Genomic DNA, 12,769 nt, shown 5'->3' with positions numbered 1-12,769 from the left:
GTCGAGAAGCCATGCGCAATGTTTCTCGACTTCGCTCGAAACGAACGGGCCAAGGTAAAATCATCGCGCGCCAATAACTGTTCTCCCGCGAAGGCGGGAGCCCAGGGCGTCGCACATCAACCCACACACCCAAATAAGAGGAGGCATCAACCCTCCCTTCCGCCTCACCGAAAGGAGACAGGATGCCCGCCCTCACCCGCCGCGCCGCGCTCGGCGCCACAGCCCTGCCACTGCTCGCCAGCCCCGCCTTAGCGGCGCCTAAAAAGACCGGCGCTCGCCCCGGCCCCTTCCTCATTGGTGCCGACATCAGCTGGATTCCCGAAGATGAAGCCGCAGGCGCGCGCTATTTCGTCGGCGAAGCCCGGAAAGACCCGATCCTCCTGCTCCGCGACGCCGGGTTCAACGCCATCCGCCTGCGCATCTTCGTCGATCCCGCCAAGGGCTATTCCAAACGCGAACCCGACAAGGCCTGGGCCGGCCTCGCCCAGACCATCACACTGGGCCGCCGCATCCGCGATGCGGGCCTCTATCTTGTGCTCTCCTTCCACTATAGCGACACTTGGGCCGACCCGGAGCATCAGGGCGTCCCAGCGTCCTGGGCCGGCTATGACCTCCCCAAACTCGCCAAAGCCGTCGAGGCCCACACCCACGACACGCTCGTGGCCATGCGCGCGGGCGGCGCGCCGGTCGATATGGCGGTCATCGGCAATGAAACCACCTTCGGCATCCTCTGGCCCCATGGCCGGGTGAAGCTCTCCACCCCCACCGGCAACCCCGTCACCGACGCCAATCATGCCAAGGTCGGGGCCGTGGGCGGCTTCGACGCCTTCGCCGCTTTGCTGCGCGCCGGTATAGCGGGCGCGCGTCGCGCCGAACCCGCCATCGCCATCCAGCTCCACAATCATCTTGGCCGCCACTGGGGAATCGTGCGCGAATGGACCGACGCGCTGATCGCCCGCAAGGTCGATTTCGACGTCATCGGCTTCTCCTGCTACCAGCAGCGCGAACAGGGGGACTGGGCCACGACCTTTGACCAGTTCCTCGCCCGCTATCCCGGCAAAGGCCTGCTGGTCGCCGAATATTCCAGCCGCAAACGCTACCTTAATGATCTGGTCCACACCCTGCCCGACCGGCGCGGCTGGGGTACGTTCATCTGGGAACCGACCCGCCATCAGGAAGCCCTGTTCGACCGTGAGGGTCGCAACGCAGGCGAAGGCGCGAAGCCTGATCTGCTGAGCCAGGGCATCAACAGCGCCGAAGCCCCCGGCGGCCTCGCCAGCGCGCCACCCCCGCCAAAGCCCGAACCCACCGGCCCGATCGGCGAAGGCGGCGACTATGTCGCCAACCCGTTACTCGACCTCTACGCCCAGATGGCGAGGGACTATGCGCAATAATGGCAGACTCAAGCCATCCTCGCCCCGCGCCTGAACGGCATGCGCCTGCCATGATGTCAGGCTGTGATCCAACGCATAAGGCCCTCCTCCCCCTCCAGGGCAGGGCTATCGCATATGGAATTTGCCCTTGGTGTGAAGAAGGATTTGGCAAAGTCTCCGTTCGCCCTGAGCCTGTCGAAGGGCCGTTTTTTCTTTGTTCCGAGCGTCCGCGCCAAGAAAAGGACAGTCCTTCGACAGGCTCAGGACGAACGGTAAATTTCATATGCGATAGCCCTGCCCTCCAGGGCAGGGCTATCGCATATGAAATTTACCGTTGGTGTGGAGAAGTATCTAGCAAAGTTTCCGTTCGCCCTGAGCCTGTCGAAGGGCCGTTTTTTCTTTGTTCCAAGCTTCCGCGCCAAGAAAAGGACAGTCCTTCGACAGGCTCAGGACGAACGGATTTTTCATATGCAATTCCCCTGCCCTCCAGGGGGAGGTTGGGTGGGGGTGTACTACCGCCAGCGTGGACGCTCGGCTTCGCATCGCTCCCCCTCCCCCGACCCCTCCCCGCCGGGGAGGGGAGATGCGTCACAATCACCGCAGGTTGGTATGAACCGTCGTAACATCTTGCTTGGCCTTGGTGCCTTCACGCTCACCGCCTGCGCCACCAACCCCGCCCACGCCGCCGACCCGCTCCTCTTCGCCTATTTCACCACGGGGAAGGGCGAAGCGGACGGCCTCAAACTCGCCGCCAGCGACGACGGCTTCACCTTCCGCGCGCTCGCCGGTGGCCGCAGCCTGCTCGTCCCACAGGTCGGTGAGACCAAACTGCTGCGTGACCCCTTCCTGTTTCGCGACGGCGCGACCTTCCACCTGCTCTGGACCACCGCCTGGGAAGGGGTGACGATCGGCCATGCTACCAGTAGCGACCTCATCCACTGGTCGCCCCAGCATGCGCTGCCGGTCATGGCCACTATAACCGGCACCCGCAATTGCTGGGCGCCCGAAGCGATCTACGAACCCGCCGCCCGCCACTGGATGCTCTTCTGGTCAAGCACGGTGACGGGGCGCTTCTCCGACACCGCAGGCTCATCGGAATCCGGCTACAACCATCGCCTCTGGTCCACCACCACCCCGGATTTCGTGACATTTACCCCGCCGCAACCGCTCTACGATCCCGGTTTCAGCCTGATCGACGGCAGCTTCGCCCGCGCCCCCGATGGCAGCCTCCACCTCATCATCAAGGACGAAACCCTCACCCCGCCGCGCAAATGGCTGCGCAGCGCCCCCGCCCAAAGCCCCGCCGGTCCCTTCGGCCCGCTCTCGCCCCCCTTCTCCCCGTCCTGGGTTGAAGGGCCGATGACCGCGCAGGTCGGCGACGCGCTGATCTGCTATTATGACGTCTATAAGGAAGGCCGCTGGGGCGCGGCTATGACCCGCGACATGGTGACATGGCGCGATGTCAGCCCCCGCCTGACCATGCCGCCGGGCGCGCGCCACGGCTCATTGCTCCGCGTCCCCCGCAGGATCATCGCCGCTCTCGGCTAACAGTTGCGCCAGCTTCTGCTCGGCAATCCGCAACCGGAGCAATCCCAGCAGTTCCACACCAATCTCCACCGCCCCGTCCGGCAGCCCGCCCAGCAATTCGTCGGCCAGCACGTCCAGCCGCGCCTGGATCTGTGCCGCCATGGTCTTGCCCGCCGGGGTCAGCGTCACCCGGTTGGACCGTCCATCCTCTGGATCGGTCGTCCGCTCGATCCACCCGGCGCGCTGCAACTGGTCCAGCGTCCGCACCAGCGACGGCGCACTGATCTCCAGCCACTGCGCCAGCTCCGCCTGTCGCGACACCGCGCCCACGCTCGCCAGATGCACCAGACACCAGCCCGCGCTCCCGGACACGCCGAGGCCCGCCAGCGCTCCATCCGCCGCCTGCCGCCACCCCCGCGCCACCGGCCCCAGCACATGCAATAAAGCCCGCCCAGCGTCCCGCTCTCTCATATCAATTAGTTAGCTAACTAATCAAAAACATGCAAGCTGCCAGACAGTGTCCAGCTCAGTGTCGGGTTGAGGGAGCCGGGCATCACCCGGCCCCCGCCAACTCAAGTCCGTCGCGTGCCGGTAAAGGCCGAAGCGCCGAACGCCCCCAACTGCATCGTCCCGGTGACGGCATCGCCTGCAACCTCCGCCTCACACTCCAGCGTCATCGGCATCGGCATGGTCATTTCCATCTTCCAGGTCAGCGTGTTGCCCGCGACCTTGCCATCGACCACGTCGAGCGACCCCATCATGCCCGCAAAGGTGCCGTTGAATCGGTCGCCATTGCTGATCACGGTGAACACGCCCTTCTGATCGCCCATCGGCGTCTTGGCCACGCAATCATAGGCGCCATCGACACTTGCCATAATCTTCACTCCTTAATCGGCCAATGTTCCCATCTCGACCGGCAAGCCCACCGCGTCAAGCTGCGGCCGCACCAGCTTTGCGTCGCCCACCACGACCCAGATCAGCCCGTCGGCATTGATCGCCTCCCGCGCCGCCTTGTCGAAATCGGCCGCGGTCATCGCGCGATAGATGTTGGGCAGCGTCTCGTAAAAATCATCCGCCCGCCCGATCAGGCTGTTGCGCATCATCGCGCCCAGCAGGTCGGACGATGTCTCGAAACTGCCCGGCAGCGACAATATCTGGCCGTTGATCGTCTGGTTGCGCTCCGCCTCGGTCGTTCCCTTGGTCGTCAGGAAATCCTTGATGTCCTGCCGCGCCGCGATGATCGATTCGCCGGTCTTGTCGGTCTGCACCGGGGCATAGACCAGCAGCGGGATCGTGTCCTTGACGCCGGGCAGCGACGTCCCCGCACCATAGGCCCAGCCCTTGGTCTCGCGCAGATCCATGGTCAGCCGCGACGTCGTGCTGCCGCCCAGCACTTCATTGGCCGACTGGAGCGTCACCGGATTGTCGGTCCCCTTCTTGGCTGTAAGCACCCCGGCCAGGATCATCGACTGCGGGCTTTGCGGCTTGTCGATCAGGATGATCCGCGCCGGGCGCGCCATCCGGTCCATGCGGAACAGCTTGGTCCCCTTTGCCGTCGCGGGTGCCTTCCAGTCGCCAAAGCGCTTTTCCAGCAACGGCAGCAATTCGGCCAGACTGGTGTCGCCCGTGACGAAGATCGTCGCATTGTCCGGTCGCAGCCAGCGATCATGGAAAGCGGTCAGGTCCGCCCGCGTCACCGCCTTGACCCCGCTCTCCGTCCCGGACCCGGTGAAGGGAATACCATAAGGATGCGCCTTGCCATAAAGCAGCGGCGGCAACATGCGCTGGGCGATCGCGGTCGGCTCGGTCTTTTCCGCCGCAATCCGGGTCAGCATCTGCCCGCGCAGCCGCTCCACCTCACCTGGCGCGAAAGCGGGGTTCCGCACCACATCGGCCAGCAGCCCCAGCGACGCATCCAGGTTGGGCTTGAGGGCAAACAGGCCAACCGTCGTTCGGTCCATGCTGTTGCCCGCACTCACCGAAGCGCCCAGCCGCTCCTGCTCCTGCGCGATGTCCAGCGCGCTGCGGCTTTTCGTCCCCTCGTCGAGCAATGCCGTCGCCAGCGCCGCCGTGCCGAGCTTCGCCCGGTCGTCCGCCGCATTGCCCGCGTCGAACGCCACCGATACCCGCACCGTCGGCACCGTCGCCCGGCGCGCAAACTGGACCGCGATCCCGTTCTTCAGTCTCGCATGTTCAACCGTCGGGAAATCCAGATCGGCCACCGGCTCGATCGGCGGTTCGGCAATCTTCGTGGGCGCAGGCGGCGTTCCAGCCGCCGGGGCCGGAGCCGCAGGATCGCGGAAATAGGCTGGCTTCATCGTCGCATTCCCCGCCAGCGCATTGTCCGCCGCCGATCGTTCGCCCGGTGCCACGGTCAGGCGGAACACCGGCCGCCTCAGCCATTTGCGCGCGGCCTCACCCACCTCCGCCGGGGTCGCGCTGGCATAAGCCGCCAGATCCTTGCGATATTTCTCCGGGTCGTTGGAATAGACCGCCCCCTCGGCCAGCGTCACCGCCTTGCCCGAAAAGCCGCCAACCTGCTCCAGTCCCGATATTGTCCCTGCCAGCTGCCGGGTCGCGGCACGCTGCACCTCGTCGGCACTCGGTCCCTTGGCCAGATAGTCGGCCAGCAGCGCATCGAGCCGCTTGCCCACCGCGACCGCATCGGCCCCCGGCTTCACATCGACCGTAATCTCGGCGATGCTGAGCTTCTCGAATGGCTGGACGCTGGCCTTGACGCCCACCGCCACCTTCTCGTCCCGCACCAGCGTATTGTAGAGGCGCGAAGAGGCGAGGCCACCAAAGACCGACAGCGCCAGATCGAGCGCTGGCAGATCCGCGCCATTGACGCCCGGCACCACCCAGTTGCGATAGAGGCGGGTCGCCGCAACATTATCCTTCATCACCTTCTCGACATCCTTGTCGAGCGTAGGGACGGTCGCGTCCACATCCTGCGGTGCGGGGCCAGCGGCGATATTGCCGAACCAGCGTTCGACCTTCTTCTTCGCCGTCGCCGCGTCAATATCCCCGGCCAGCACCAGCACGGCGTTATTGGGGCCATAATGGGTTTTGAACCAGCCCTGCACATCGCTCAGGCTGGCACTGTTGAGGTCCGCCATCGACCCGATGGTCGAGTGGCGATAGGGATGACCTTCGGGCAGCAAAGCGGCCAGCTGCGCATATTCGACCAGCCCATAGGGTTCATTCTCCCCCATCCGCTTTTCATTCTGGACGACGCCGCGCTGGGTATCCAGCTTCTGCTGCGTCACCGCGCCCAGCAAATGCCCCATCCGGTCCGACTCCAGGAACAACGCCCGGTCGAGCGCCCCAGTCGGCACCGTCTCGAAATAATTGGTGCGATCGAACCAGGTCGTCCCGTTCCAGTCGGTCGCGCCAATATCCTCCAGCCGCCCGAAAAACGGCCCGTCGGCATTTTCAGAGCCATAGAACATCAGATGCTCGAACAAATGGGCAAAGCCGGTCTTGCCCGCCGGTTCAAAGCGCGACCCGACATGATACCAGATCGACACCGCCACCACCGGCGCCTTGCGGTCGGTGTGGACGATGACCCGCAGGCCGTTTTTCAGCGTGAATTCCTCATAGGGAATATCGACCGCCGAAACGAGGCTGGAGAGCGGCGCGGGCGCAGCACTGGTCACCGCCGTCTGCGCCACTGCCTGCGTCATGGGGGACAGGGCAATCGCCGACAGGCCGATCAGCAGGGACAGGCGACGCGACAGGGGGGAAAGGGTCATGAAGAAACCTTCTTGAGAAAAGCAGCCGGGTTAGGCGCCCGCAGAGGACGCTAGGATAGCGCTGCGTTTTAGCAGTGCAATACGCTTGACGCTGGACAGCGCGGCTTGCCGCGATAGGTTCCGTGGCATCATAGATTGCAAAGGCTCCCCCCATGTTCCGCCGCCTGCCCCTGCTCGCCTCCTTGCTCGCTCTCTCCGCCCCCGCCCTCGCGCAGGAACCGGCCTTCTCCGCGCAAGCGATCCGCGCCGACGTCAGCTTCCTGGCCGACGATCTGCTCGAAGGACGCGACGCCGGAACACGCGGCTATGACATTGCCGCCCGCTACGTCGCCGCCCGCTTCGCCGCGCTCGGCCTGCAACAGGCAGTCAAGGACAGCTGGTATCAGCCGGTCACGCTGGCACTCGCCGAACTCGATCCCAGGGTGAAGCCTGCGCTGACCATCGGCGGCACCCGCTTCGATACGGGCGGCGATGTCGCGATCGGCGCGTTCGGTCGTGAACCGGTCCAGAGCATCGAGGCTGGCGCCGTGTTCGTGGGCTATGGCCTGCAATCGGACCGGGAGAAGATCGACGATTATGCGGGTCTCGACCTGCGCGGCAAATTCGCTGTCGCCCTTTCCGGCTCACCGGTCGGTATGCCCAGCGAAGTCGGCGCGCATCTCGCTGCCGAAAAATCGCTGGCCGCGCAAAAGGCGGGCGCGATCGGCCTCATCACCATTCCCAGCCCCAGCCTGCTCGCCCGCACCCCCTGGGAAAAGCTGCGTGACCGGGCCAGCGAACCGACCGTCAGCTGGCTCGATGCGCAGGCCAAGCCCTTCACCCGCACCCCCGCGATCCGCGGCGGCGCTTTGGTCAACGGCACCGCGACCGACGCCCTGTTCGCCGGCTCAGGCCGCAAGATCGCCGCGATCATGCAACTCGCAGGCAAGAAGGGCGGGCGTCCCAAGGGCTTTGCCCTCAAACCCCTTGTCCAGCTCGACCGCACCAGCACGGTCCGCACCGCCGCCTCCAACAATGTCATCGCCATCCTGCCCGGATCGGACCCGGCGCTGGAGCATGAATATGTGCTGCTGATGGCCCATCTCGACCATAATGGGGTGCGACAAAGCGCCAAGGGGCCAGACAAAATCTATAACGGCGCGATGGACAATGCGTCGGGCACCGCCACGATGCTGGCCGTCGCCAAAGCCTTTGCCGAAAGCGGCACCCGCCCCAAACGCTCCATCCTGTTCGCGGCGGTCACGGCGGAGGAGGACGGCCTGCTCGGCTCCCAATATCTCGCGCGCAATCCTGTCCTGCCCGCCGGTGGCAAGCTGGTCGGCGTCGTCAATCTCGACATGCCGATCCTGACCTATGATTTCGCCGATGTCGTGGCATTCGGGGCGGAACACTCCAACCTCGGCCCGATCGTCGATCGCGCGGCCAAATCCGCAGGCGTCACCCTCTCGCCCGATCCACTCCCGGCTGAAGGCCTCTTCACCCGCTCCGACCATTATCGCTTCGTGCAGGAAGGCGTGCCGTCGGTATTCCTGATGACCGGCTTCGCTGGTCCCGGCAAGGCCGCGTTCGAACATTTCCTCAAGACCGACTATCACCAGCCGTCGGACCAGATCGACCTGCCCTTCAACTGGCAGGCTGCCGCCAAATTCGCCCGCGTCAATTACACGATCGCACGCGACATCGCCGACGCGCCGCAAGCCCCGCTTTGGTATCAGGGCGACTTTTTCGGCGACGCCTTCGCCCCCGATCAACCCAAGGCCAGCACGCCAAAATGAATCGCTCTTGGTGGAAATTGCGTAGTGCCTCTTGTGTGGCCTTTTGGCAACACCACATCAGCCGCAGTTCCATACAGAGCCAAGGGCTTCACAAGGGTAAGTCATGAACCTCGAAAAATTCACCGACCGCGCCAAGGGCTTCCTCCAGTCGGCGCAAACCGTCGCGATCCGCATGAGCCATCAGCGGATCAGCCCCGAACATCTGCTCAAAGCCCTGCTGGAGGATGAGCAGGGCATGGCGTCGGGCCTGATCAAGGCGGCGGGCGGTGCGCCCGAAGTTGCGCTGCGCGACACCGACGCAGCACTCGCAAAAGTGCCGTCCGTGTCCGGCAGCGGCGCGCAGCAGACACCCGGTCTCGACAATGACGCGGTGCGCATTCTCGACAGCGCGGAGCAGGTTGCGGCCAAGGCAGGCGACAGTTTCGTCACGGTCGAACGGCTGCTGCTGGCGCTGACGCTGGCCACCACCACGACGGCGGGCAAGGCGCTGGCCGCCGCTGGCGTCAAGGTCGAGGCGCTTAACGCCGCGATCAATCATCTGCGTCAGGGCCGCAGCGCCGACACCGCGGGCGCAGAGGATCGCTATGACGCGCTCAAGAAATTCGCCCGCGACCTCACCGAAGCCGCGCGCAGCGGCAAGCTCGACCCGGTCATTGGCCGGGACGAGGAAATCCGCCGCACCATCCAGATCCTCGCCCGCCGGACCAAGAATAACCCGGTGCTGATCGGCGACCCCGGCGTCGGCAAGACCGCCATCGCCGAAGGCCTCGCTCTGCGCATCGCCAATGGCGACGTGCCCGATACGCTGAAAGACCGCACGCTGATGGCGCTCGACATGGGCAGCCTGATCGCGGGCGCCAAATATCGCGGCGAGTTTGAGGAGCGCCTGAAAGGCGTGCTGGACGAGGTGAAGGCCGCCGAGGGCCAGGTCGTCCTCTTCATCGATGAAATGCACACGCTGATCGGCGCGGGCAAATCCGAGGGCGCGATGGACGCGGGCAATTTGCTCAAGCCCGCCCTCGCACGCGGCGAGCTGCATTGCATCGGCGCGACCACGCTCGACGAATATCGCAAATATGTGGAAAAGGACCCTGCGCTCCAGCGGCGGTTCCAGCCGGTGTTCGTCGGCGAACCCACGGTCGAGGATACCGTCTCCATCCTGCGCGGCCTCAAGGAAAAATATGAGCTGCACCACGGCGTGCGGATCACCGACAGCGCGCTGGTGTCCGCCGCGACCCTCTCCAACCGTTACATCACCGACCGCTTCCTGCCCGACAAGGCGATCGACCTGATGGACGAGGCCGCGTCGCGCCTGCGCATGGAGGTGGAATCCAAGCCCGAAGAGATTGAAAATCTCGACCGCCGCATCATCCAGCTGAAGATCGAGCGGGAGGCGCTCAAGAAGGAGACCGACAAGGCATCCGCCGACCGGCTAACCACGCTCGAAACCGATCTCGCCAATCTGGAGGAACAATCCGCCTCGCTCACCACCCGCTGGCAGGCGGAAAAGGACAAGATTGCCGGCGAAGCCAAGATCAAGGAACAGCTCGACGCCGCCCGGCTCGAACTGGAACAGGCTCAGCGCGCGGGCGACCTCGCCAAGATGAGCGAACTGTCCTACGGCACCATCCCAGGCCTCGAAAAACGCCTCGCCGAAGCGGAAACCGCCTCCGAAGGCGCGATGCTGCGGGAGGAGGTGACCGCCGAGGACATCGCGGGGGTCGTCGCCCGCTGGACCGGCATCCCGGTCGAGCGGATGATGACTGGCGAACGAGAGAAACTGCTGGCGATGGAGGAGACGCTGGGCAAGCGCGTCATCGGGCAGGCCCATGCGGTCAAGGCCGTATCCACCGCCGTCCGCCGCGCCCGCGCCGGGCTACAGGACCCCAACCGCCCGCTCGGCTCCTTCCTCTTCCTTGGCCCCACGGGTGTCGGCAAGACCGAACTGACCAAGGCGCTGGCCGGTTTCCTGTTCGACGATGAAAATGCCATGGTCCGCATCGACATGAGCGAATTCATGGAAAAGCACAGCGTCGCCCGGCTGATCGGCGCGCCTCCGGGCTATGTCGGCTATGAAGAAGGCGGCGTCCTGACCGAAGCCGTGCGCCGCCGCCCCTATCAGGTCGTGCTGTTCGATGAGGTGGAAAAGGCCCATGGCGACGTGTTCAACATCCTGCTCCAGGTGCTGGATGACGGTCGCCTGACCGACGGACAGGGCCGCACGGTCGATTTCACCAACACCATCATCGTGCTGACATCAAACCTGGGCAGCCAGTATATCGCCGCGCTGGGTGACGATGATCCGGTCGAAAAGGTCGAGGATCAGGTGATGGAGGTGGTCCGCGGTCACTTCCGACCCGAATTCCTCAACCGCCTGGATGAGGTAATCCTGTTCCACCGCCTCGGCGTCGCCCATATGGCACCGATCGTCGATATCCAGGTCGCCCGCGTGCAAAAACTGCTCAAGGATCGCAAGATCGCGCTCGACCTGACCGACGGCGCGCGGGCCTGGCTGGGGCGGGTCGGCTATGACCCGGTCTATGGCGCGCGGCCATTGAAACGCGCGGTCCAGCGTTACCTGCAAGACCCGCTGGCCGACCTGATCCTGCGCGGGGCGGTGCCCGATGGATCGCAGGTGCGGGTGGAGGATGGCGACGGCGCGCTGACGCTCAGCGTCGCCTGACACGAACGGCGGGAGGGGCCACGTCCCTCCTGCCCTTCACCCGTTGGGGTTCATCCCCGCACGGCTGCGGGTGATGATGTCGTCGGCATCGCGATTCTGCTGCTCGGCATTCGCGCGCCATTCGGCATTGGTCTTGCAGACCCGTTCCTTCTTCACCAGCGAACCGGTGACCTGGAACCGCTTGCACCGCACCGCACTGGGATCATTCTTGTCCAGCGGAGCCTTGTCCTGCGCCAGCACCGGCATGGCCATGACGATCAGGCTCGACGCAATCACTGCCTTGAACATTCGCACTCTCATTCTCCTGGATAGGCGGCAGCGCTGACCTCGTCTCTCGCAACGGGCCAGCCTCCATGCCGTCGATCAGATGCGCGGCAGGACGTCCTTCGTCTTGCTTGCATCGGCCGTGGCGTAGAATTGCTTTAATAACGCCTGCTCCGCAAGCGACAAATGCGGGTTCCACACGTCGAAAATCAGCACCACCCGCAAATGATCGCTGTCATTCCACGCCTCATGTTCGATCGTGTCGTCAAAGGCGAAGGCGACCCCTTCTTGCCAAGCCCTCGTTTCACCCCCGACACGAAAGAAACAACCCGGCGGCACGACCAGCGGCAGATGGACGATCGCGCGTGTGTTGGTGACCCCACTATGCGCCGGAATCCGGCTGCGCGGCTTGAGCAAGGAGAAGAAGGCCGATGGCGCTCGCCCCGGAATGTCGGCCCGCGGCAACGCCTCCAGCGCCGCGACCGTCTGCGGACAGGCGGCACATACTGCCTCGTTGCGCACGCCATATTCCCACAGGAAGGCCGCACCCCAGTCGAGCGACCCGTCCAATGCTGTCCACTTATTCTGCGGCGTCCCCGCATCCTGCCGCACATAGGGGCGGATCGCGTCACTACCCTGTTCGGCCATGGCGAGAAATTCGGCACGGATCGCGTCGGTCTGCGCCTCCAGCGCATCCATCCAGGGAAAATGTTGCCGGTCGAAATATTCGTCGGCGGGCAGGAAGGGGTAATGCAGGCCCGAACACTGATTCTGGTAGATCGTCCGACGGCCAAATTCCCGATCAAGACAGGCCTGAAAGCGCCGCTGCGTCACCGCATCCGCCGCCGTCAGTTGCGCCGCCACACCCGTCTCGACAAAGGCGGCAAACTCGGCTTGATGCGCGGTGACGAAGTCGCGTGCCTGCGCCAATGTCTCGACCAGAGCGGGCGGCAGGTCGGGCAAGCCCGCCGACAGCGCCAATGCCTTGCCCCAACTGTCCGCCGCGCCCTGCCGTTCATACAGCCGTTGCTGGAGCTGCGCCATGCGGATTTGCGCCATCAAATTGCGCTGGTCTATGTCGATCGCCGCTTGCAACGCCGCGCGTTCGCCCTCCGCCGCGCCCAGCCCGCGCTCCGCCGACGCGACATTCATCCACAGCGCCGCTTCTTTGGGATCAGCCGCAGCCGCACCACGAAAATGCGTGCTGGCCGCAACGAAATCCCGCCGGTCCAGCGCAATCATCCCCAGCAGGTTGAGCGCCTGCGGTTCCCCCGGTTGTCGCGCGAGTGCATCGTTCAACAGCTGCTCCGCCGCCGCGACACGTCCCTGCCGCCGCGCTTCCGCCGCCTGCTGCACCAATCGTCCAACCGCCAATCCCATAAAGCCCCCAGC

The 12,769-nt window shown here is 64.9% G+C and carries 9 protein-coding genes; 4 read left to right on the top strand and 5 right to left on the bottom strand.

Annotation, left to right across the window (positions count from 1 at the left end; genetic code table 11):
* Window positions 1–182 precede the first annotated feature (182 nt).
* Both ACODSR_RS07070 and ACODSR_RS07065 read left to right on the top strand, forming a co-directional pair.
* Complete coding sequence (locus tag ACODSR_RS07070) at window positions 183–1,394, top strand: glycosyl hydrolase 53 family protein (protein WP_489075001.1); 1,212 nt, start codon at window positions 183–185, stop codon at window positions 1,392–1,394.
* Window positions 1,395–1,982: 588 nt separating this feature from the next.
* The gene (locus ACODSR_RS07065) at window positions 1,983–2,921 is read left to right on the top strand and encodes a glycoside hydrolase family 43 protein (RefSeq protein WP_489074999.1); all 939 of its coding nucleotides are present in this window, start codon (window positions 1,983–1,985) and stop codon (window positions 2,919–2,921) included.
* On the opposite strand, the gene ACODSR_RS07060 is transcribed toward ACODSR_RS07065, so the two are convergent.
* The 3 genes from ACODSR_RS07060 to ACODSR_RS07050 form a co-directional block, all read right to left on the bottom strand.
* A complete protein-coding gene (locus ACODSR_RS07060; protein ID WP_489074997.1) occupies window positions 2,877–3,371 on the bottom strand; it encodes a MarR family winged helix-turn-helix transcriptional regulator in 495 nt (164 codons plus the stop codon). The genes ACODSR_RS07065 and ACODSR_RS07060 overlap by 45 nt on opposite strands.
* Before the next feature lie 101 nt (window positions 3,372–3,472).
* Window positions 3,473–3,775: a hypothetical protein gene (locus ACODSR_RS07055; protein ID WP_489074995.1), complete on the bottom strand. Its 303-nt coding sequence runs from the start codon at window positions 3,773–3,775 to the stop codon at window positions 3,473–3,475.
* Between the two features lie 12 nt (window positions 3,776–3,787).
* Window positions 3,788–6,655: a M16 family metallopeptidase gene (locus tag ACODSR_RS07050; protein ID WP_489074993.1), complete on the bottom strand. Its 2,868-nt coding sequence runs from the start codon at window positions 6,653–6,655 to the stop codon at window positions 3,788–3,790.
* A 152-nt stretch (window positions 6,656–6,807) separates the two neighbouring features.
* Between ACODSR_RS07050 and ACODSR_RS07045 the strand changes: the two genes are divergently transcribed.
* Both ACODSR_RS07045 and clpB read left to right on the top strand, forming a co-directional pair.
* The gene (locus tag ACODSR_RS07045; protein ID WP_489074991.1) at window positions 6,808–8,430 is read left to right on the top strand and encodes a M28 family metallopeptidase; all 1,623 of its coding nucleotides are present in this window, start codon (window positions 6,808–6,810) and stop codon (window positions 8,428–8,430) included.
* 103 nt (window positions 8,431–8,533) lie between these two features.
* Window positions 8,534–11,113, top strand: coding sequence for an ATP-dependent chaperone ClpB (clpB, locus tag ACODSR_RS07040; protein WP_489074989.1), 2,580 nt, complete (start codon window positions 8,534–8,536; stop codon window positions 11,111–11,113).
* A gap of 36 nt (window positions 11,114–11,149) precedes the next feature.
* Here the strand turns inward: clpB and ACODSR_RS07035 are convergent, their stop codons facing one another.
* Together ACODSR_RS07035 and ACODSR_RS07030 are read right to left on the bottom strand one after the other, a co-directional pair.
* On the bottom strand, window positions 11,150–11,401 hold the full coding sequence (locus tag ACODSR_RS07035; protein WP_489074987.1) for a hypothetical protein: 252 nt from the start codon (window positions 11,399–11,401) through the stop codon (window positions 11,150–11,152).
* A gap of 75 nt (window positions 11,402–11,476) precedes the next feature.
* Window positions 11,477–12,757: an aspartyl/asparaginyl beta-hydroxylase domain-containing protein gene (locus tag ACODSR_RS07030; RefSeq protein WP_489074985.1), complete on the bottom strand. Its 1,281-nt coding sequence runs from the start codon at window positions 12,755–12,757 to the stop codon at window positions 11,477–11,479.
* Between the last annotated feature and the right edge of the window lie 12 nt (window positions 12,758–12,769).

Source organism: Sphingobium sp. FG125 (genome assembly GCF_057809795.1).
The sequence above is the reverse complement of the archived record's forward strand: the minus strand, read 5'-3'. Positions and strand labels throughout refer to the sequence as shown.